This window comes from Amycolatopsis pretoriensis (genome assembly GCF_900107925.1).
GTDB lineage: Bacteria > Actinomycetota > Actinomycetes > Mycobacteriales > Pseudonocardiaceae > Amycolatopsis > Amycolatopsis pretoriensis.
Map to the genome: position 1 here is coordinate 1,090,613 of NZ_FNUJ01000001.1, position 19,550 is coordinate 1,110,162.

Sequence of the window (19,550 nt, forward strand, 5' to 3'; positions counted from 1 at the left end):
CAAGGCATCTTTCCCGCCTTGACGCGGTGTTGCCGGCCGTAGTCACAATGGCGCTTCGGGGTTGCGGAGCAAAGACCGCGACAGCGGTCCGCAAAAAGCTACTCCATCCGCAGCAGGGCTGCATCGATCCAGTCCCATCGGACATTGCTTGTCACTCCGGCGTGACCCAATATGTTGCCGCCCACAACATATCCACGACAAAGCCGTCGGAGGCCCCGAATGATCAGGTGGAAACCGGCCCTGGCCTGCGCAGCAGCAGCAATCCTGCTCACCGGCACATCCCCTGGAACAGCCCAGGCAACGGGCACGGCAACGGACTGCTGCGGCGGAGGGGCATCCTGGGCAACGGGCAACAAGTCGGCGTTGGGGACGGCAACGACGACGGCCAGCCCGGTGTGGTTCACAGTGGCCAACGGAGTGACGTCCGAGGTGTTCTACCCCCGAGCCGACGTCCCGAACATGCAGGACATGCAGTACATCGTCACCGACGGCAGCACATTCGTGGACCTCGAGCGGGACGCGACGAACCACGTGGTGACGATGCCCGACGAGAAGGCCCTCCAGTACACGGTCACGAACACCGCGAAGAGCGGAAAGTACCGGATCACCACGGACTACGTAACCGACCCGGCCCGAGCCACACTGGTCACGAATACGCGTTTCCAATCCCTGGACGGCGGGAGCTACCGGCTGTACCTCCTGGCCAACCCGTCGATGGCGGGCGGAGGGTCGAACGACAACGCGTGGTGGGACGGCACCGGGCTCGTCGCAAGCGGAACCGAAACCCTGTTCGGCGGCACAGCGACGGCGGTCGTACAAGCCCTGCGAGTCTCGACAGGGTTCACCGCGCACGACAACGGTTACACGGGCGCGGCGAGCGACTGCCTGACCGACCTGCGCGCGGACAAGTCCCTGAACAACCAGTACGACAACATCTCCGGCGCGGGCAACGTGGTCCAGTGTGGACAGATTCCGGTCGGAACGGACACGACGTTCACGGTCGCCCTCGGCTACGGCAGCACGACGGCATCGGCGACGTCCAACGCGAGTGGCTCCCTGGGCACCGGCTTCACCGCCATCTCGACCTCCTACCGCAGCGGCTGGAACTCCTATGTGAACAGCCTGAAACCCGCCCCGGCCAGCGTCTCCGGCGACACGCAACGGCGGCGCGCCTACTACGTGGCGGCAATGGCCCTGAAGACGGCGGAAGACAAGCAGCACCCCGGCGCGAGCGTCGCGGGCCTGGCCACCCCCTGGGGCGACTACACGAACGGCGACCACATCAACGACGGCTACCACCGGGTCTGGGGCCGCGACCTCTACCAGCAGGCAACGGGTCTCCTCGCCGCCGGCGACAACGCCCAGGCGAAGCGGATGGCCCAGTTCCTCTGGAACTCCCAGTGGATCGGCAGCCCCACGGCGGGCGACGGCACGACGTACCCGGCGGGATCGTTTCCCCGCTACAGCCCGGTGTCCGGGGTGAGCGGCGCGAGCGCGCAACAGCTCGGCTGCTGCGAACAGCTCGACCAGGACGCCGACGCGATCCTGCTCGCCTGGCTGACGGGCGTGACCGACGCCTCGACCTACGCCAAGGTCAAGACCACGGCGAACCACATCGTCTCGACCGGCCCGGACACGACCGAGCGGTGGGAGGAGCAGTACGGCAAGTCACCGTCGTCGGTGGCCGCCGAGATCGCGGGGCTCGTCGCGGCGGGTGCGATCGCGCGGGCCAACGGCGACACGGCGAGCGCGACCACGTGGGAGTCCACAGCGGACTCGTGGCGCAACTCCCTGGCCGGCTGGACGGTCACGACGTCGGGCTACTGGGGCGGGCACACGTACTACGAACGCCTCGACCGCGCCGGGAACCCCGACGACGGTGCGACGATCTGCTTCGACGAAGGGTGCTTCTACGAGCACGACGTCACCGACTTCGGGTTCCTCGACCTCGTGCGGCTCGGCATCCGCCCGGCGGGCGACGCGACGATCGCGAACTCGGTCGCGCCGACGGCCGCCGCGTCCGACGGCAACTCGCCGATGCAGGTGAGGCTGCCGAACGGGGACGTCTACTTCCACCGCTACCCGCACGACAACTACGGCGAGAGCACCGCGAACTGCACCGGCTGGCCCGCGGGAGGTAGTCAGCGGTTCGGCCGGCTCTGGCCGGTGCTGTCGGGGGAGCGGGGGCAGTACGAACTGGCCAACGGCCGCTCGGCCGCGGTCTACCTGAAGTCCATGGCGGACTCGGCCAACGACGGGTACTTCGTGCCCGAGCAGGTCTGGGACCGCGCCGACGCCGGCTGCTTCGGCCTGGGCCGCCCGACGGGCAGCGCGGGTCCGCTGATGTGGGCCGAGGGCCAGTACCTGCGGCTCGCGCAGAGCATGGACGCGGGCCACAACCTCGACACGCCGTCGATCGTCAAGACCCGCTACGGCACCTGATCGACCGGCCGGCCCGGCACGCCCCCTCGGTGTGCCGGACCGGCGGTCACCGCACCAGGCGGACGGTCTTCGCCGCCGGGACGAAGGTCGCCGTCTGGCCGCGGGTGAGGGCGACGGCGTCGGTTTCGAGGCCGTCGCCGAACGCGACCAGGCGGTCGGATTCGACTTCGACCGTCAGCGGCGCCCGCGTCAATTCCCCTTCGGTGCACGTGGTTCCGGTCGTCGGCGACGGCCAGGCCTCGCGCACGAACCAGACGAGCCGGGCCTCGCCGGGTGCGGGCAGGTGCAGCGCGCTCCCGCGTTCGCGCCAGACCGACCCGCACCAGCCGGTCGCGCCGGTGCCCGTCCCGACGAGGATGCCCGACGACGCCTGGCGTTCCGCCGGCCCGCCACCGACCCCCAGCCGGTAGCGGGCCGTCTGGTGCCCGGCGTGCCCCAGGTAGATCTCGTTGAGCGCGAGCAGCCGCTGGCCGTCGTCGGCGGTGAGCTCGGCCATCGTGCGGTGCTCGACGTCGCCGGTGGAGCGCACCAGGTCCGCGACCGCCGCCGGCGGGTGCCGCACCAGCACCCCGGGCGCGCCCGGCGCGATCCCGATCACCGGCTGGCCGTCGAGGTACTTGGCCACGTTCGCGACGAGCCCGTCCTGGCCGACCACCACGACGACGTCCTCCGGGGTGAACAGGAACCGGTCGAGGTCCGCCCGTTCGACCTCGCCGCGGCGCCAGTCCAGCGGGATCGCCGCCGACGCCGCGGCGAGCGCCGCGCGCACGGCGGCGTCCGCCTCGGTCACCTCGGCCAGGTCGCGCCCGCGCGTGCGCAGGAAGAACTCGGCCTGGCCGCGCGTGCCGTGCCGGGCGAGGAGTTCGGCCAGCTCGGTGCGCCGGTGCACCAGCACCACGCGCGGGGCGAGGCTCACGACCGCACGCCCAGCTTCGTCAGCAGCGGCGCGAGCAGGTCCGGCGTGATCGTCAGGCTGTCGATCTGCGGCAGGTTGCCCGCCAGCTCCTTCAGCGCCAGCCCGGTCAGGACGGCCTCGGGCAGATCGCGGTACGCGGCCAGCCGCGCGGCTTCCCCGGCCGCTTCCGCCTCGCCCAGCGCGCGCTTGCCGTCGGCTTCCACGAGCGTCAGGCGCTCCTTGCGCGAGGCCTGCGCCTCGGTCTCGATCCGGCTCGCCGCCGCGGCCTCTTCGGCCTGGCGACGGGCGTTCGCGCCACGCTGGGTCAGCAGCTGCTCCTCGCGACGAGCCAGCTCGATCTGGTTCTGCAGCTCGTTTTCGCTGATCGCGCGTTCGCGTTCGACGGCGAGCGCCCGGCGTTCGAAGGTCGCCCGGTCGGCTTCCTGCTGGACCTTCTCCCGCGCGGTCGTCTGCAGGGCCTTTTCGACCTCCGGCTCGGCCCGGATGGCGACGACGCGGACGTCGACGACGGCCGAGCCGGTCTGCGCGAGCCGGGTGTCCTCCTCGGCGAGCCCGGCGCGGATCCGGTCGCGGACCGCTTGGACGCCGTCGGCCAGCGCGGTCGTCAGGTCGATGCGGGTCAGCACCTCCACGGCGTACTGCTGGACGTTCTCGGTGAGCAGCCCGCTGATCTGCGCCAAGGGGTCGCTTCTCCAGCGCCCGGTGTCGGGGTCGATGGAGAAGTCGATGCGCTGCGCTGCCAGCTCGGGGTTCTCGATCCGGAAGGTCAGCGCGAGCTGGACGGTGACGTCCTGGAAGTCGGCAGTGCGGGCGTGGAACAGCAGCGGCAGCTCGCGGTCGTCGACGGGGACCTCCGAGACGACCGCCGTCAGCGGCCGGTACCAGAACGACAGCCCGACGCCGTCGTGCGCGAGCTTGCCGCGGCGGTAGTGGCGGATGTGGACGGTCGGGGCGCCGCGCAGGTGGCGGAACCCGAAGCGGCGGTCGATGTCGGCCATGAGCCCTCCTCTTATCGTCGAGGTGACGATATGCGGCCGGGTGGCTAATCGTCAAGATGACGATTAGAGTCGTGGCATGGGTCACCCGCCGTTCGCCGTCACCGTGGATCTCGTCGTGCTCACCCTGACCGAGGACGAGCTGTGCGCCCTGGTGGTGCGCCGGGGCATCGAGCCGTACCAGGGGGAGTGGGCGCTGCCCGGCGGGTTCGTCCGCGAGGACGAGGACCTGTCGGACGCGGCGCGCCGCGAGCTGGCGGAGGAGACGGGGCTGGCGCCGGGGACCGTCCACATCGAACAGCTCGCCGGCTACGGCGCCCCGGACCGGGACCCGCGGATGCGCGTGGTCACCGTCGCTTACCTGGCATTGGCGCCGGACCTGCCGACACCGAGCGCGGGCACGGACGCGGCGGAAGCACGCTGGACGCCGGTGCGGACGTTGACCCGCGAGAGGCTGGCGTTCGACCACGACCGGATCCTGGCCGACGGGGTCGAGCGCGCCCGCGCGAAGCTGGAGTATTCACCGCTGGCCACGGCGTTCTGCGCGCCGGAGTTCACGGTCGCGGAGCTGCGGCGGGTGTACGAACTGGTCTGGGACACGCGGCTGGACCCGCGCAACTTCCACCGCAAGGTCACCGGCGCCGAGGGGCTGCTGGAGCCGACCGGCCGCACCACCACGCGGGACGGCGGCCGGCCGGCCCAGCTGTACCGGCGGGGGAAGGCGGAGCTGCTGTACCCGCCGATGCTGCGCGCGTGACGCTCAGCCGAGGGCGCGCCCGGCCGGGCGGCGGGTGTGGATCCAAGCAGGCAACGCGGTGAGCAGACCGACCGCCAGCAGCACGCCGAGGGCGGCGAGCAGCTGCCACGACACCGGGGGAGCGACGAACTTGGGGTTGAGGAAGCCGTACAGCGCGGTCCCGCCCCAGATTCCCGTGAGCACCGCGAGGACGGCGGGCAGGAGCTGGGCGGTGCACAGCGCGGCGACGACCTGACCGGGCGTGGCGCCGAGGGTGCGGCTGACGGCCAGCGCCCGGCGGGCCTGGACCGCGCTGCTCCAGCCGACGAACACCGCGTTGAGCGTGGAAAGCGCGGCCAGCGCGAAGGTGACGCCGAGGGCGACCTGGCCGATCCGGGCGTTGATCACCGCCATGGCGGGATCGGTCAGGCCGGTGCTCGTGCCGTGGGCGACGGTGGTGCGGAAGGCGAGCAGCGCGGAGACCGTCACGCTGATGGCGGTCGTGCCGAGCGCGGTCAGGGCGGCGCGGCCGGGCCGGCGGGCGATCAGCCGGACGCCGAGCAGGAGCGACGTCGGCAGGTACGCCGTCACCGCGGTCAGCCGCGGGTGGTGCGTGACCGGCTCGGCCAGGGCCTGCACCGTGCTCGTGCGGGCGGCCCGCAGGACGGGCCCGAGTGTCCCGGTCAGGACCACCAGCGCGCCGAGGAGGAGCACGGCGACGACGGTGCCGGCGCTCGGCGGCCGGGTCGTCACCAGCAGCCCGGCGCTGGGATTGGCCAGCGCGGGGGCGGCGAGCGTCCCGGCGGTCAGCCCGAGCGCGGTGGCGATGGTGGTCGGCAGCAGGTACTGCACCAGCAGCGCGGTCGCGACGGTCCGCGGGCCGGCCCCGACGGCCTTGAGCAACCCGGCCCGCCGCCGGTCGCGCCCGGCGCGCACGGCGGCGAGCGCGGCGAGGGTGACGATCGCGGCCGCGGCCAGCAGCCAGCCGCCGATGACCAGGGTGGGCTGGGTGTCCTTGATCATGTTCCGGTCGCCCTGCAGCACGGTCTGCCAGTCGTGCGTGTTGACCCAGGCGGCCCCTCGGTCGGTGAAGTCGGTTTCGCGCCAGTCGACGGTGCGGTCCGGGTCGGTGAGCTTGAGGTGGATGAGGTGGACGGCTTCCGCGTCGCCCACCGCGGCGTGGGCGTCGGCGGTGGTGAGCCAGAGGCGGCCGCCCCGATCGGTCGGCCCGGCTCCTTGCGCCCAGTCGCTCCACGGGTAGACGGGGGTCGCGGCGCTGATCGCGACGCCGACCACCGGGTAGGCGTGGTCGCGGAAGGTGATGCTGTCGCCGACGTGCACGCCGTAGACGTCCGCGAAGCCGCGTTCGATCACCGCGCCGCCGGGGCGCACCCAGGAGCCGTCGGTCACGAGTGGACGGTCCACAGTGGAGGGCTGGTTCTCCCGGCCCTCGATGGAGGTGTGCGCGTCGCGTCCGTGGATCCGGACGACGGCGTCGAAGGCGAACACCGGATCGGCTTGCGCGGCGACGCCGGGGGTGGCCGCGATCCGCCGGGCGACGACGGACGGATCGGCGGCCGTCGTGATGGCGGTGATGTCGGGACCGGCGGTGGCCGCGCGGGTGTTCTCGTACCCGGTCGTCACGGCGGTGCCGGCGGCCAGGCCGAGGGTGAGCGCGCCGGTGGCGGCGGTGACGGCGACCAGGAACAGCGCGGCCTCGCCGGGCCGGCGGCGCAGGTCGCGCGCGGCCAGGCGCCACACGAGCAGCAGACGTCCCACGGGGTCAGCCTTCCCAGCTCAGCAGCGCGCCGAGCGGGGCCGTCGCGCCGTCGAGCCGCGTGTCGTCGACGAGCGATCCGTCGCGCAGCGAGACGACGCGGTCGGCGGTGGCGGCGACGCGCTCGTCGTGGGTGACCACGACCAAGGTCTGACCGGCGGCGCGAAGCTCGTCGAAGAGGCGGAGGATGTCGCGGGTCGCGGCGCTGTCGAGGTTCCCGGTGGGCTCGTCGGCCAGCACGACGAGGGGCTCGTTGACCAGCGCCCGGGCGACGGCCACCCGCTGCCGCTGGCCCCCGGAGAGTTCCGACGGCAGGTGGCGGCCGCGGCCGTCGAGCCCGACCCGGTCCAGCAGCGCGGTGGCCCGGGCCCGGGCGGTGCGCGGCGAGGCGCCGGCGAGCAGGGCGGGCAGCTCGACGTTCTCCGCGGCGGTCAGTTCGTCCATGAGCTGGAAGTCCTGGAAGACGAACCCGGTGGCCCGCCGCCGCAGCCGGGCGAGCGACCGTTCCCCGAGGTCGTCGATCCGGCGGCCGCCGAGGCGGACCTGGCCGCGGGTGGGCCGGTCGAGCCCGCCGAGCAGCTGGAGCAGCGTCGACTTCCCGCAGCCGCTCGGCCCGGTGACGGCGAGGGTTTGCCCGGCGGAGACGTCGAGGTCGATGCCGTCGACCGCGCGGACGAGGGTTTCGCCGCGGCCGTAGGTCCGGGAGAGCCCGATCGCCTGCAGCACGGGCTTTTCGGCCGGCGACCGCGGTGTCCCGATCGTTCGTCGTCGCCGCGAGTCCCCGAGCCGCCGGCCGTCTCCCGTCATGCCTTCCCGCCTTTCCCGCGGGCGGACCACGTCCGCTCGCACGCTTCCAGCCAGCGCAGCTCGGCCTGCCACCGCAACGTGATGCCCTCCAGGAGCAGCCCGGCTTCCGAGTCCGCTTCCTGGGCGAGCGCCTCTTGTTGCGCGTCGGCCAAGCTGCGCATCAGCTCGCGCCGGCGGGCGTCCACCAGGGCCACCGGATCCGCCAGCCCCGACTCCGCCGCGGCCACCAGCTTCAGGTGGAACTCCGTGACGTCCGCCTTGGGTCCGGCGCCTTCGGCCATCCACGCGACGACCCGCTCCTGCCCGGCCGCGGTCAGCGCGTACACCTTGCGCCGCGGGCCGCGGACCGGCACGTCCTCGCGCTCCTGGACGACCAAGCCGGCCTTCTCGAGCCGGGCGAGCGTCACGTAGATCTGCCCCACGTTCAGCGATTCCCCCACCGGTCCGAGCGCCGACACCAGCCGCCGCCGCAGGTCGTAACCGTGCGACGGCTCCTTGGCCAGCAGTGCCAGCACCACGTCTTGCACGGCTCAATAGATAGCGGTTAGGCAAACCCGCTGTCAAGCAGGCGTCAGCCGCCGGACGAGCGGCAGCAGGCGCGTGCCGAAGTTGCGGACCGCCAACCCGCCCCGGGTGGCCGGGATCAGCAGCGCCGCCGCCGTGGAGACGTTGCGCTGCTTGGGTTCCACCAGCTTCCGGTGCGCCGCCTCGTACCGGCCGAACGCCGCGGCCGCGGCGCCCGGAGTCCGGCCCAGCTCCTCCGCCAGGGTGTACGCGCCGGCCATCGCCAGTGTCGAGCCGTCGCCGAACAACGACACGCACGACGCCGCGTCCCCCGCCAGCGCGATCCGCCCGGACGACCATTCGGCCATCCGCACCCGGCTCACCGAGTCCAGGTACAGGTCATCGGCCTCGCGCACGCGCTCCAGCAGCTCCGGCACGCGCCAGCCGGCGCCGGCGTACGCCTCGGCGAGCATCCGCTTGTGCAGCGCCGCGTCCCGGTGGTCGAACCCCGGCATGGCGGCGCCGCGGAACATGAAGGCGGCGATCCCGCGGCCGCGCGACGGGTGGACCGCCACCGCCCGGCCCGGCGAGTTGTACATCACCAGCTCGGTGCGGTCGGCGGGCGGCTCGGCCAGCGGGAGCGTCGCGACGTAGACGCCCATGTGCTCGACGAACGCGTGCTCCGGCCCGAACGCCAGCCGCCGCACGCCCGAGTGCAGGCCGTCCGCGCCGATCACCAGGTCGAAACGCCGGGGAGCGCCGCGCTCGAACGTGACGTCGACGCCGCCCTCGTCCTGGCTCAGCTCGGTGATCGAGTCGTGGAAGACGAACTCCGCGTCCTCGCGCGCGGCTTCGTGCAGGATCGCCGCGAGATCGGTGCGCGGCAGCTCGATGCCGGCGTCGCCACCCATCGCGACGCGGCCCGTCCGGCGCCCGGCGTCGTCGACGAACTTCAGCGACGTCACGGCGGTGCTCGCCTCGCGCAGCTTCGCGGTGATGCCCATCCGGTCGGCGACGCGCGCGGCCGGCCCGCGCACGTCCACGGGGCTGCCGCTGGAGCGCAGCCCGGCGGCGCGTTCGACGACGGTCGGCCGGAAGCCGGCTCGGGCCAGCCAGTACGCCAGCGTCGGCCCGGCGACACCCGCGCCGGAAATCAGTGCGGTCTGCTCGGTCATGGTGAAACCCCCATCGAAGTCCTGACCATCGGTCAGTTACGACCGTACGCTCCTGTCCAACGGTCAGGCAAGCCGCTAGGCTCGGGCGATGACCGACGACACCCGCGCCCGGATCCTGCGCGCCGCGCTCGAGGAGTTCTCCGAGCGCGGCTTCCACGCGGTGTCGGTGCGGGAGCTGGCCGAACGCGTCGGCGTCACGAAAACCGCGGTGCTGTACCACTTCCCGGGCAAGGCCGACATCGTGACGGCGCTGGCCGAGCCGCTGCTGGACGACCTCGAAACGGCCATGACCAAGGCCGCCGACGCCGCGGACCCGCGCGCCGCCGCGATCGAGGGGGTCCTCGACGTGTGGCTGAGCCACCGCTACCTGCTCCGGATGAACCTGCGCGACCTGGGGCTCACCGCGTCGAAGGCGGTGTTCGACCGCTTCCGTGACGGCATGCTCAAGGCGAACTACCTGGTGGCGGGCCCGGACGCGGACCTGCCGGGCCGGGTCCGCGCGGCGCAGGCGATCGCGATGCTCAGCGACCCGGTGGTGCTGTTCGCCGACGCGCCGGCGGACGAACTGCGCGCGGCGGTCCTCGACGGCGTCGACCGGCTGTACGCGGTGGCGGAGCCCGAGGCGAGGCCGCGCGGCCGCCGCGGCCGGCCGCCGGTGATGAGCCCGGAGACGATCGAAGCGGCCCGCCGCCTCTACGACGCGGGCCACGCCCCGGCCGACATCGCGACGGCGCTCGGCGTCTCCCGGGCGACGATCTACCGGCACCTGCCGGGCGCGGAATAATGAGACGCAGATTAGTGAGACTTATTGAGACGTGACCGCGATCGCCGGCAGAGCCGCAAGCTGGGCCGACGTCAGCTTCGACGCCGCCGCGAACACCGTCTGCTGGTGTTCCTTGATCCGCTCGTCCACCAGCCGGCTCAGCTCGAAAGCCAGCCGGCCGGTCTGCTTCACCGTGACGTCGTCCACCAGCGGCCGCGCGGCCGACGTGATGACCACCCCCGAAGCCTCACCGGACGAGGATTGTGAGACGCCGACCGAGTAGGCCTCGCGCGGGTTGACCGGCCCGTCGATCGAGAAGTCGCGGATCCGGCCCAGCAGCGCGTGCCACTCGGCGACCTCGCCCGGCACGCCGGTGGCCTTGACGTCGTCCACCGTCAGGTGCAGACCGCGGTCCCCGGTGCGGAAGCAGCGGGCGTAGGAGTTGAGCGCGGACACCCAGAGCGCCTCGACGAGCACCGCGTCGACGCGCGGCCGGGCCAGCTCGGCGACGAGCCGTTCGCAGCACTCGAGGGTGAACTGCAGGTCGTCGAAGAGCGCGACGAGATCGGCCAGCCCCAGCGCACCCGGGGTCGCGAGCTGCCGGGCGCTGGTGGGGGTCGTCGTGGAAGGGGTCATCCGGGACGCTCCTGTCGGCGGTCGAACCTCAACGACACCGCATCCGGGAGCGTCCCGGGGTCTCAATTTGCGACACCACTCGCCACGGGCCGGAAAAGCAGCGTGAACGACGTCTTCCGCGGCACCAGCCGGTACGCCGGCAGCACGCCGGGCCCGCAGGCCGCCGTGCCGAGGCCGTGCTGGGCCGCGTCCAGCGTCACGTGCACCAGCGACCCCGACTCCAGCTCGTCGGTGTGCCGGGCCGTCTCCAACGCCGCCGCCGTCCAGCGGCGGGCCGTGAAGTCGAACGCCGGGTCGCCGTCGACGCGGATGCCGGTTCCGGCCGGGTTCGTCAGGCGGGCCCAGCGCACGTCCGTCCGGTTGCCGTTCTCCTGCGGGTACACGTACGGCGTTTGCAGGCCGTCGACACTGCTCGAGAACCGCCCGATGCGCACCGCCTGGCGGCTGTCCGGGTAGGCCTCGCCGGGGCCGCCGCCGAACCACTCGGCCGAGCCGAACGTGCCCGGGACCGCCATCGTCAGGCCGAGGCGGGGGAGCGTGCCCGGGAATTCGCCGTCGGGGGTCACGTCGACGCGCAGCTGCAGGCCGCCGTCGAACGCCGTCCACGTGTAGTCCGCGAACAGGCCGAACGGCTGGGCCGGCGGCGCGACGCGGGTGCGCACCAGCAGTTCGTCGCCGTCGGCGTCCACCTCGATCACCCGGTGCTGCATCCGGTGCAGGCCCGCCGCCCGCCACTGCGACGCTTCGGACGGCCCGGGCGACGAACCGCGGTCGTTGTCCGTCGTGGCGCGCCAGACGTCCAGCCGCGGCCCCCGCACCGGGTGATCGCCGAGCGTCGTCAGTGTGCCCGTTACCGCATCGAACTCGCCGGCACCGAGGATGAGCCGGCCGGTCGTGCGGAACACCGGACCCCGCACGACCGGAGCGGGCCGGGCCGGCGCGGGCGAAACCGGCAGCTGGCCCCAGCCGACGACGTGCCCGGCGGGCGCCCAAGACGTTCCGGAGGACAGCGACGCCGAGACCGTCAGCCAGGACTCGCCGCGAGTCGGCGGCCACGACGGCAGCGGAACCGAGACGCTCTGTCCGGAATGGACTACAGGCACGTCGAGAACACCTTGGGCGACGGCGATTCCCTCGTCTTCCAGGACCCACGTGAACGTCAGGTGCCCGGTGTCCACGAAGTCGTAGTGGTTGGCAACCCGGATGCCGTCCGGACCGGGGTCGATCCGGACGGGCTCGATGATCTTCGCGAACTCCGTCAGCCCCGGCGACGGCGTCCGGTCCGGGAAGAGCAGGCCGTCGATGACGAAGTTGCCGTCGTGGATGGTCTCGCCGAAGTCGCCGCCGTAGGCGAAGTGGCCCGGCGCGGCCAGGCCGTGGTCGATCCACTCCCACACGAACCCGCCCTGGCAGTTCGGGTACCGCTCGAACAGCTCGCGGTATTCGAGCAGCCCGCCCGGACCGTTGCCCATCGCGTGCGCGTACTCGCACAGGATGAACGGCAGAACGCGGCGACGCTGGTCGTCATCCTCGCCAAGCCCGATCCGCTCCACTTCGGACGGTGTCGCGTACATGCGGCTGTGGACGTCCACATAGGAGCAGTCGTGGTCGCCTTCGTAGTGCACCGGCCGGCCCGGATCGCGTTCGCGCACCCAGTCCGCCATCCGTGCCAGGTTGTCGCCGGTGTGGCTTTCGTTGCCCAGCGACCAGAGGATCACGCTGGGCCGGTTCTTGTCCCGCTCCACCGTGCGGCGCATCCGGTCGAGGTAGGCGTCCATCCACATCGGCTCGGAACTCGGATTGCGGTCCCAGCCGAGCGGCCCGAAACCGTGCGTCTCCAGGTCGCATTCGTCGATGACCCACAGGCCGTACTCGTCGCACAGCTCGAGGAACGCGGGATCGGGCGGGTAGTGGCTGGTCCGGACGGCGTTGACGTGGTGGCGCTTCATGAGCAGGACGTCGGCCAGCGCGGTCTCCCGCGACACGGCCCGCCCGGTGCGCGGGTCGTGCTCGTGCCGGTTCACCCCGCGCAGCAGGAGGCGCCGCCCGTTGACCTTGAGCTGCCCGTCTTCGATCGTCACGGTCCGGAACCCGATCCGGACGGGCACGCGTTCGGCCACAGTGGACAGCGTGCCGTCGTAGAGGCGGGGTGTCTCGGCGCTCCACGGCTCGACGGGCAGGTCCAGGGGCTCCCCGGCCGGGTGCCCGGCGACGCCCAGCGACGGGATGTCCAGCAGGACGTCCGGGCCGGTTTCGACCCGGACGGTGCCCAGTCCGGTCGTGTGGTCGTAGTCCGCGTGGAGCCAGTAGTCGCCGATGCCGCCGGCCGGTCGCGCCAGCAACGTCACGGCCCGGAAGATCCCGGACAGCCACCACATGTCCTGGTCTTCGAGGTAGCTGCCGGCCGACCACTGGTGCACGCGCACCACGAGGACGTTGCCGTCCGGCCGCAGCAGCGGCCCGACCTCGAACTCCGCCGGCAGCCGGCTGCCCTTCGTGACGCCGAGCTCGGTGCCGTTCAGCCAGATCCGGCCGCAGGAGTCGATCCCGTCGAAGCGCAGCAGGGCCGAGCCGGCCGGCCAGGCGGCGGGCAGGTCGAACCGCAGCCGGTGGTCGCCGGTCGGGTTCTCCGACGGCACGTGCGGCGGGTCGACCGGGAACGGGTAGTGCACGTTCGTGTAGGCGGGCCGGCCGTGCCCGTGCAGCTGCCACAGCGACGGCACCGGCAGCTCGTCCCACCCGGAGTCGTCGAAGTCGGGATCGGCGACGTCCGGGGGAGCGGCGGCGAGGCTCGGCGACAGCCGGAACCGCCAAGCGCCGGTCAACGACAGCGCCGGCGCGTCGGAGCCGAAGGCCGCGCGCGGAGCCACTGAGCCGTAGCCCGGTCCCGGGTCTTCGACGTACGCCATGACACCTCCCGTGAGCGTTCCCGTGAACGTTCACGGGAACGGTCGAAGTGTGCGGACCGCCGGACCGGCGTGTCAAGCGATCAGGCGGATTCCCGCAGGTGGAGCCGGGCGCGGACGACCAGTTCGCCGGGCTCCAGCGGCGCGGTACCGGTCACGAGCCGCGACGCCTGGTCGACGGCCAGCGCGCCGAGCGCGCGCGTGTCGAGGGCGACGCTGGAGAGCTCCGGGTCGACGAGGGTGCCCAGGGCGAGCCCGTCGAAGCCGATCACCGCGAGGTCGGCCGGGACGCGCAGGCCGAACCGGCGGGCTTCGCGCAGGGCACCGATGGCGATCACGTCGTTGAAGGCGAACACCGCGGTGACGTCGGGGTGGGCGGCCAGCAGGCCGGCCAGCGCCGCGCCGCCGCCATCGACGGTCTGGGCGGCAGACGCTATCCACCCGGGTGCGATCGCGATGCCGTGCTCGGCGGCGGCCCGCCGGAACCACAGCTGCCGGACGCTGGGTCCGGGACCGTCGTCGTCGAGCATCGCGATCCGCCGGTGCCCGCGGCCGGCGAGGTGGGCGACGGCCTCGCGGACGCCGTCCTCGCCGTCGATCGAGATGCCGCTGAACCGCGGCAGGCGCGGCTCGCGGCCGATCAGCACCACCGGGACGCCGGGGGTGAACCGGTCGAGGTCGTCCTCGGACCGGCTGAAGTAGCCGACCACGGCGTCGACCTGGCTGCCGATGACCCGCAGGGTCGCGAGCTCCTGCTCGGCGTCGCCGGCGGTGTCGTAGACGACGACGTGCCGGCCGCGCGCCCGGGCGGCCGCCAGCGCCCCGGAGGCGACCTCGGTGAAGAAGGGGTTGAGCAGGTCCGGCACGACCAGGCCGATGGTGGTGGTGTCCGGCCGGACCAGGCCGCGGGCGAACCGGCTCGGCCGGTACCCCAGCTCGCGGGCGGCGTCGAGGACGCGCTGCTTGGTCGAGCCGTCGATCTCGGCCTTGTCGTTCAGCGCGCGCGACACGGTCTGCCGCGACACCCCGGCCGAGCGGGCGACGTCGTGGATCGTCACCCGCCGGGGTTCCGTGCTGCTCGTGGACATCCGTCGAGTATGCCCGCCGGGGCGGGGCGCTAGAAGATCGACCAGCCGGTCAGCGTGGTGAAACGGTCCAGCGCGGACACGCCCGCCACCGAGTTGCCGCGCGCGTCCAGGCCGGGGCTCCACACGCAGACCGCGCACCGGCCCGGGACGATCGCCAGGATGCCGCCGCCGACCCCGCTCTTGCCCGGCAGCCCGACCCGGTAGGCGAACTCGCCCGCCGCGTCGTAGGTGCCGCACGTCAGCATCACCGCGTTGATCCGCTTCGCCGCGCTCAGGTCCAGCAGCCGCGTGCCGTCGTTGCGGATGCCGTGCCGGGCGAGGAACAGCGCCGAGCGCGCGACGTCCGCGCAGCTCATCGCGATCGAACACTGCCGGACGTACTGGTCGAGCACCGACGGCACCGGGTGGCGCATGTTGCCGTAGGACGCCATGAAGTAGGAGAGCGCGCGGTTGCGGTCGGCGTGCCCGGCCTCCGACGCGGCCACTTCCGGGTCGACGTCGATGTCCGGCCGTCCGCTCTCCTCGCGCAGGAAGGCGAGCAGCGCGCCGGCCGCGTCGCCGTGGCGGGCCAGCTCGTCGGTCACCACGAGCGCGCCCGCGTTGATGAACGGGTTGCGCGGGATGCCGTCCTCGTGTTCCAGCTGCACCAGCGAGTTGAACGGGTCGCCGGACGGCTCGCGCCCGACCCGCGTCCACACGCTGTCACCGCGGGACAGGACCAGGGCGAGGGTGAACACCTTGGACATGCTCTGCACCGAGAACGGCCGCCGCCAGTCACCGGTGCCGTGCAGGGAACCGTCCACTTCGGCCACTGCCATGCCGAACGTGCGCGGCTCGATCCGCGCCAGGGCGGGGATGTAGTCCGCGACGGCGCCGCGGCCGACCTCGGGCGCGACGTCGCCGGCGATCCGGTCCAGCAGCGCCGCGAGGTCCACGGCCCGCAGCTTAGAAGCCGCGCCCGGCGTGCCGAACACCGGCCCTGTCAAATCGAAACTGGTCACCACCAACGAAAGTGGGCGGTGATCTCCGGCACACCTTAAGTCTTCCTTAGCCTGCTTGGTGACTTGCCGCACAACCTCTAGCGTTTGGCAACCATGGATTCCTCGCTCCTCACCGAAAAAGGTGAAAGCTACTCGAAAGCACTGGGCAACCGCCAAGTGCAGATGATCGCCATCGGCGGCGCGATCGGCGTCGGGCTCTTCCTCGGCGCCGGCGGCAAGCTGCACCAGGTCGGCCCGTCGCTGGTCCTGTCCTACGCGATCTGCGGGGTGGCCGCCTACTTCGTGATGCGCGCGCTCGGCGAGCTCGTCCTGCACGAGCCAAGCTCCGGCAGCTTCGTCACCTACGCGCGCAAGTTCATCGGCCCGTGGGCCGGGTTCGTGTCGGGCTGGATGTACTGGGTGAACTGGGCGATGACCGGGATCGCGGAGATCACGGCGGTCGCGATCTACGTCCACAAGTGGCTGCCGGACGTGCCGCAGTGGATCACCGCGCTGATCGCCCTCGGCGTGCTGCTCGCGGTGAACCTGTTGAGCGTCAAGCTGTTCGGGGAGCTGGAGTTCTGGTTCTCGGTGGTCAAGGTGCTGGCCATCGTCGTCTTCCTGATCACCGCGCTCGGCCTCGTCTTCACCAGCGCGGACATCGGCGGCACCCCGGCCGGCGTGCACAACCTGACCGACCACAGTGGATTCTTCCCGGCGGGCATCGGCATCGCGCTGATGACGCTGCAGGCGGTCATCTTCGCCTACTCAGCGATCGAGGTCGTCGGCATCGCGGCCGGGGAGACCAAGGACGCCCGCAAGGTGCTGCCGAAGGCGATCAACGGCGTGGTGTGGCGGATCGGCGTGTTCTACGTCGGCTCGGTGCTGATGCTGGCGATGCTGCTGCCCTGGCCGTTCTACAACGGCGACGAGAGCCCGTTCGTGACGGTGTTCAGCCGCCTCGGCATCCCGGGCATCGGCGACGTCATGAACGCCGTCGTGCTGACCGCGGCCCTGTCCAGCGTCAACTCCGGGCTCTACTCGACCGGCCGGATCCTGCGTTCGCTGGCCGAGAAGGGCGAGGCGCCCTCGTTTGTCAGCCGGATGAGCAGCCGCCACGTGCCCTACGGCGGCATCCTGTTCACCTCGGTCGCCTACCTGCTCGGCGTGGTGCTGAACTACCTGGTGCCCAAGGACGCCTTCGACATCGCCATCGCGATCGCCTCCCTCGGCGTGATCACGACGTGGGCGACGCTCGTGTTCTGCCAGCTGCGCCTGCGCCAGGCCGCGCTGCGCGGTGAGCTGGAACGCCCGTCGTACCGGATGCCGTGGGCGCCGTACTCGGGCTGGGCGACGCTGGCGTTCCTGGTGCTGGTGGTCGTCCTGATGGGCTTCTCCGACGGCGCGGAGAAGATCGCGTTCTACTCGATCCCGGTGCTGGCCGTGGTCCTCGCGGTGGGCTGGTGGTTCGTGTCGAAGCGGCGCGAACCCGCCGCTCAGCGCAAGTAGTTGTAGACGCTGGCCCGGGAGATCCCGAGCAGGTCGGTCAGCGCCGGCACCGCGTTCTTCAGCTCGAGGAACCCGCGTTCTTTCAGCGTCCGGACGAGGTCCTTCTTCGCGGTCGCCGGCAGGCTGCGCGGGGTGTGGCCGCGTTCGGTCGCGTAGTCCTCGACCAGGGCGCGCAGCTCGTCGCCGGTGCGGGCCCGCAGCGACTCGGTCAGCGGGGCCGGCTCGTCGGTGCGGGCCAGCCGCGTCAGGGCGCGGGCCGCGGAACCGAGCAGGGAGACGTCGAGGTTGAGGCACAACGCCGCGACGTACTCCCCGCCCGAGTTGCGGATGCCGATCGACGTGCTCTTCGCCGGCCGCCCGTCGGGGAAGCGGTTCGGGTAGTTCTGCAGCACGTCCGGGAAAGCGGCGTCGGCGATCCGGGCCAGGCCGAGTTCGGTCGCCGGGTCGCCGACCGCCCGCCCGGACAGGCCGCCCTCGATCGCGCGCACGGCGTGGGCCGGGTCGCGCAGGTCGTGCAGCACGACCTCGCACAGCCCCGGGAACATCCGGCCCACGGCCTGGGCGATCTTCTCGGCCTCGCGCAGCAGCAGCTCGTCCTCGGTCATCCGATCAGCTCCCGCAGCGCGGCGGGCGCCTTCAGCCCGGACCCGGTGAGGACGACGACGGTCGTCTCGCCGGGCCGGATGGCGCCGCGTTCGCGGAAGACGTCGACGGCCGCGGCGGCGGTCGCGCTGGTCGGTTCCGCGTAGAGGCCCAGGGACGCCAGCCTGCGCGCCGCGGCGGCGATGCCGTCCTCCCCGATCGCGACCGTGTCCCCGCCCGACCGGCGGATCGCCGCGACGACCTCCGGGAGGCGAACCGGCTGCCGGATGGCGGTCCCCTCGGCGACGGTCGGGGCGAACGGCGGCGGCTGCCGGTCGTGGAAGGCGGCGTCGATCGGGGAGCAGTTCTGCGGCTGGGCGACCAGCAGGCGCGGCCGGCGGGTGATCGACCCGGCGGCGAGCAGCTCCCCGAAGCCCAGGTCGCAGCCCAGCACGATGCTGCCGGCGCCGGCCACCGTCACGACGGCGTCCGGCGCGCGGAAGCCCAGGTCCTCCCACAGTTCGTACGCCAGCGTCTTGATGCCCTGCAGGAAGAAGGGGTGCCAGTTGTGGCTGGCGTAGGTGGTGTGCGCGGAGCGGCGGACGGCCTCGGCCGCGGTGTCGTCGCGCGTGCCGGGGACCAGTTCGACGCCGGCGCCGTATGCGCGGGTCTGCAGGACCTTCGCCGCCGACGTCCCTTCGGGGGCGAGCACGGTGGCCGCGATCCCGGCGGCGGCGCTGTAGGCCGCGACCGACGAGCCGCCGTTGCCGGAGCTGTCCTCCAGCAGTTCCGTGACCCCGGCGCCGGCGAGCGCCGAGATCATCACGCTGGACCCACGGTCCTTGAAGCTGCCGGTCGGGCTGAACCACTCGAGCTTGAACCGCAGGTCACCGTCGCCCCACGGCCGCGGGACCAGCGGCGTGCAGCCTTCGCCGAGGGAGACCGGACGCAGGTCACCGGGCAGCGCGGCCCGGTACCGCCAGAGCGACCGGACGCTCCCATCGACGTCGCCGGGGGTGAGGCCGGGCAGCGGGGCGACGGTCAGGGGCGCGCCGTCGTCCCCGCGCCACCGCCGCGGGTCGGCCGGGTAGCGCGTCCCCGATCGTTCGTCGGTGTACCAGTGCTCCACGACCACCTCCATGCTTGACAGTGCGTCCAAGTATAGACGATCCGTCCACCGTTACTCATGAGTATGCGAAACGCTTTCAGCTTTCTTCAAGGAAAATCTGTCACCGGAGAGTGGAAAATTCTTGTCGAGAGGTGCGGAGCGGAGGAGTGAAGGTACCGATGGTGTCCGGCCGAATACCCGGAGTCGTGCTGGTCGGGGCCGGTGCGGCCGGCACGCGCCCGGCGCGAGCGAGGTCGCGTGAGCACGACGAACCCGGGACATCCGGGGATCCACAGTGGACTCCCGGTTCCGGCGACGCGAATCGCGCCGGGGATGGGCACTGCTTTCGGCTGTGGGTAAAAATGCCGGGAGAATAGCGGCCGGTCAATACGGAATTCCGTGGATTCCGGATTGCGGTACGGTTCGTTCGTCGTGGCGGTTTTTACCGACACGAAGCTTTCTGCGCTGACCGGAATTCGGCAGGACCGCCGGACGTCGTGGTCCGGTGTGGTCAGTCGCATTGCGTCCGCCGGGTGAGAACGCTTGCCCCATCTGGTGGTGTGTGGCAGGCGGTCCGCAGGTCGGGCCGCGGAACGTGACGGCGGCGTTAAATTCTTGCGACTTCC

Annotated in this window: 16 protein-coding genes; 4 read left to right on the forward strand and 12 right to left on the reverse strand. The window is 72.2% G+C overall.

The window, feature by feature from the left end:
* Positions 1 to 219: 219 nt before the first annotated feature.
* On the forward strand, positions 220 to 2,442 hold the full coding sequence (locus BLV96_RS05110) for a glycoside hydrolase family 15 protein (RefSeq protein ID WP_086680856.1): 2,223 nt from the start codon (positions 220 to 222) through the stop codon (positions 2,440 to 2,442).
* 46 nt (positions 2,443 to 2,488) lie between these two features.
* Here the strand turns inward: BLV96_RS05110 and BLV96_RS05115 are convergent, their stop codons facing one another.
* Complete coding sequence (locus tag BLV96_RS05115) at positions 2,489 to 3,358, reverse strand: NAD(+)/NADH kinase (protein WP_086680854.1); 870 nt, start codon at positions 3,356 to 3,358, stop codon at positions 2,489 to 2,491.
* Entirely contained in the window at positions 3,355 to 4,356 is a 1,002-nt protein-coding gene (locus BLV96_RS05120; RefSeq protein ID WP_091388784.1) for an SPFH domain-containing protein, read from the reverse strand. The genes BLV96_RS05115 and BLV96_RS05120 overlap by 4 nt, the downstream gene beginning before the upstream one ends.
* A gap of 76 nt (positions 4,357 to 4,432) precedes the next feature.
* On the opposite strand from BLV96_RS05120, the gene BLV96_RS05125 reads away from it, so the two are divergent.
* Positions 4,433 to 5,110, forward strand: a complete 678-nt coding sequence (locus BLV96_RS05125) for an NUDIX hydrolase (protein ID WP_086683567.1) — start codon at positions 4,433 to 4,435, stop codon at positions 5,108 to 5,110.
* Between the two features lie 3 nt (positions 5,111 to 5,113).
* Here BLV96_RS05125 and BLV96_RS05130 read toward each other — a convergent pair whose 3' ends face one another.
* The 4 genes from BLV96_RS05130 to BLV96_RS05145 are packed head-to-tail and all read right to left on the reverse strand — an operon-like array spanning position 5,114 to position 9,352.
* Positions 5,114 to 6,868, reverse strand: a complete 1,755-nt coding sequence (locus tag BLV96_RS05130) for an FtsX-like permease family protein (RefSeq protein WP_086683570.1) — start codon at positions 6,866 to 6,868, stop codon at positions 5,114 to 5,116.
* 4 nt (positions 6,869 to 6,872) lie between these two features.
* Positions 6,873 to 7,673 carry an ABC transporter ATP-binding protein gene (locus BLV96_RS05135; protein ID WP_086683573.1) on the reverse strand — a complete coding sequence of 267 codons (801 nt, stop codon included), beginning with the start codon at positions 7,671 to 7,673 and terminating at the stop codon, positions 6,873 to 6,875.
* Positions 7,670 to 8,200, reverse strand: coding sequence for a PadR family transcriptional regulator (locus tag BLV96_RS05140; RefSeq protein WP_086683575.1), 531 nt, complete (start codon positions 8,198 to 8,200; stop codon positions 7,670 to 7,672). The genes BLV96_RS05135 and BLV96_RS05140 overlap by 4 nt, the downstream gene beginning before the upstream one ends.
* Before the next feature lie 33 nt (positions 8,201 to 8,233).
* Entirely contained in the window at positions 8,234 to 9,352 is a 1,119-nt protein-coding gene (locus tag BLV96_RS05145; protein ID WP_086683579.1) for an FAD-dependent monooxygenase, read from the reverse strand.
* 88 nt (positions 9,353 to 9,440) lie between these two features.
* On the opposite strand from BLV96_RS05145, the gene BLV96_RS05150 reads away from it, so the two are divergent.
* Positions 9,441 to 10,136 carry a TetR family transcriptional regulator gene (locus BLV96_RS05150; RefSeq protein WP_086683582.1) on the forward strand — a complete coding sequence of 232 codons (696 nt, stop codon included), beginning with the start codon at positions 9,441 to 9,443 and terminating at the stop codon, positions 10,134 to 10,136.
* Positions 10,137 to 10,157: 21 nt separating this feature from the next.
* On the opposite strand, the gene BLV96_RS05155 is transcribed toward BLV96_RS05150, so the two are convergent.
* From BLV96_RS05155 to BLV96_RS05170, 4 genes are all read right to left on the reverse strand, one after another.
* A complete protein-coding gene (locus BLV96_RS05155) occupies positions 10,158 to 10,751 on the reverse strand; it encodes a hypothetical protein (protein WP_086683585.1) in 594 nt (197 codons plus the stop codon).
* A gap of 62 nt (positions 10,752 to 10,813) precedes the next feature.
* The gene (locus BLV96_RS05160; RefSeq protein ID WP_086683588.1) at positions 10,814 to 13,660 is read right to left on the reverse strand and encodes a glycoside hydrolase family 2 TIM barrel-domain containing protein; all 2,847 of its coding nucleotides are present in this window, start codon (positions 13,658 to 13,660) and stop codon (positions 10,814 to 10,816) included.
* A gap of 80 nt (positions 13,661 to 13,740) precedes the next feature.
* The gene (locus BLV96_RS05165; protein WP_167379529.1) at positions 13,741 to 14,745 is read right to left on the reverse strand and encodes a LacI family DNA-binding transcriptional regulator; all 1,005 of its coding nucleotides are present in this window, start codon (positions 14,743 to 14,745) and stop codon (positions 13,741 to 13,743) included.
* Positions 14,746 to 14,774: 29 nt separating this feature from the next.
* Positions 14,775 to 15,680 (reverse strand): glutaminase, encoded by a 906-nt coding sequence (locus BLV96_RS05170; RefSeq protein ID WP_086683602.1) that lies wholly within the window; start codon positions 15,678 to 15,680, stop codon positions 14,775 to 14,777.
* 159 nt (positions 15,681 to 15,839) lie between these two features.
* Between BLV96_RS05170 and BLV96_RS05175 the strand changes: the two genes are divergently transcribed.
* Complete coding sequence (locus BLV96_RS05175) at positions 15,840 to 17,234, forward strand: amino acid permease (RefSeq protein ID WP_086683594.1); 1,395 nt, start codon at positions 15,840 to 15,842, stop codon at positions 17,232 to 17,234.
* Here BLV96_RS05175 and BLV96_RS05180 read toward each other — a convergent pair.
* Positions 17,222 to 17,839 (reverse strand): helix-turn-helix transcriptional regulator, encoded by a 618-nt coding sequence (locus BLV96_RS05180; RefSeq protein WP_086683597.1) that lies wholly within the window; start codon positions 17,837 to 17,839, stop codon positions 17,222 to 17,224. The two genes, BLV96_RS05175 and BLV96_RS05180, sit on opposite strands and share 13 nt — an antisense overlap.
* Entirely contained in the window at positions 17,836 to 18,975 is a 1,140-nt protein-coding gene (locus tag BLV96_RS05185; protein ID WP_244180052.1) for a threonine synthase, read from the reverse strand. Before BLV96_RS05185 ends, BLV96_RS05180 begins: the two co-directional genes overlap by 4 nt.
* Positions 18,976 to 19,550: the final 575 nt, after the last annotated feature.

What these genes read in the sequence shown, in the direction of transcription:
- BLV96_RS05120 (WP_091388784.1), bottom strand. Translation starts at nt 4,356, where the DNA reads ATGGCCGACATCGACCGCCGCTTCGGGTTCCGCCACCTGCGCGGCGCC.
- BLV96_RS05125 (WP_086683567.1), top strand. Translation starts at nt 4,433, where the DNA reads ATGGGTCACCCGCCGTTCGCCGTCACCGTGGATCTCGTCGTGCTCACC.
- BLV96_RS05165 (WP_167379529.1), bottom strand. Translation starts at nt 14,745, where the DNA reads ATGTCCACGAGCAGCACGGAACCCCGGCGGGTGACGATCCACGACGTC.
- BLV96_RS05160 (WP_086683588.1), bottom strand. Translation starts at nt 13,660, where the DNA reads ATGGCGTACGTCGAAGACCCGGGACCGGGCTACGGCTCAGTGGCTCCG.
- BLV96_RS05110 (WP_086680856.1), top strand. Translation starts at nt 220, where the DNA reads ATGATCAGGTGGAAACCGGCCCTGGCCTGCGCAGCAGCAGCAATCCTG.
- BLV96_RS05150 (WP_086683582.1), top strand. Translation starts at nt 9,441, where the DNA reads ATGACCGACGACACCCGCGCCCGGATCCTGCGCGCCGCGCTCGAGGAG.
- BLV96_RS05175 (WP_086683594.1), top strand. Translation starts at nt 15,840, where the DNA reads ATGGATTCCTCGCTCCTCACCGAAAAAGGTGAAAGCTACTCGAAAGCA.
- BLV96_RS05135 (WP_086683573.1), bottom strand. Translation starts at nt 7,673, where the DNA reads ATGACGGGAGACGGCCGGCGGCTCGGGGACTCGCGGCGACGACGAACG.
- BLV96_RS05180 (WP_086683597.1), bottom strand. Translation starts at nt 17,839, where the DNA reads ATGACCGAGGACGAGCTGCTGCTGCGCGAGGCCGAGAAGATCGCCCAG.
- BLV96_RS05155 (WP_086683585.1), bottom strand. Translation starts at nt 10,751, where the DNA reads ATGACCCCTTCCACGACGACCCCCACCAGCGCCCGGCAGCTCGCGACC.
- BLV96_RS05145 (WP_086683579.1), bottom strand. Translation starts at nt 9,352, where the DNA reads ATGACCGAGCAGACCGCACTGATTTCCGGCGCGGGTGTCGCCGGGCCG.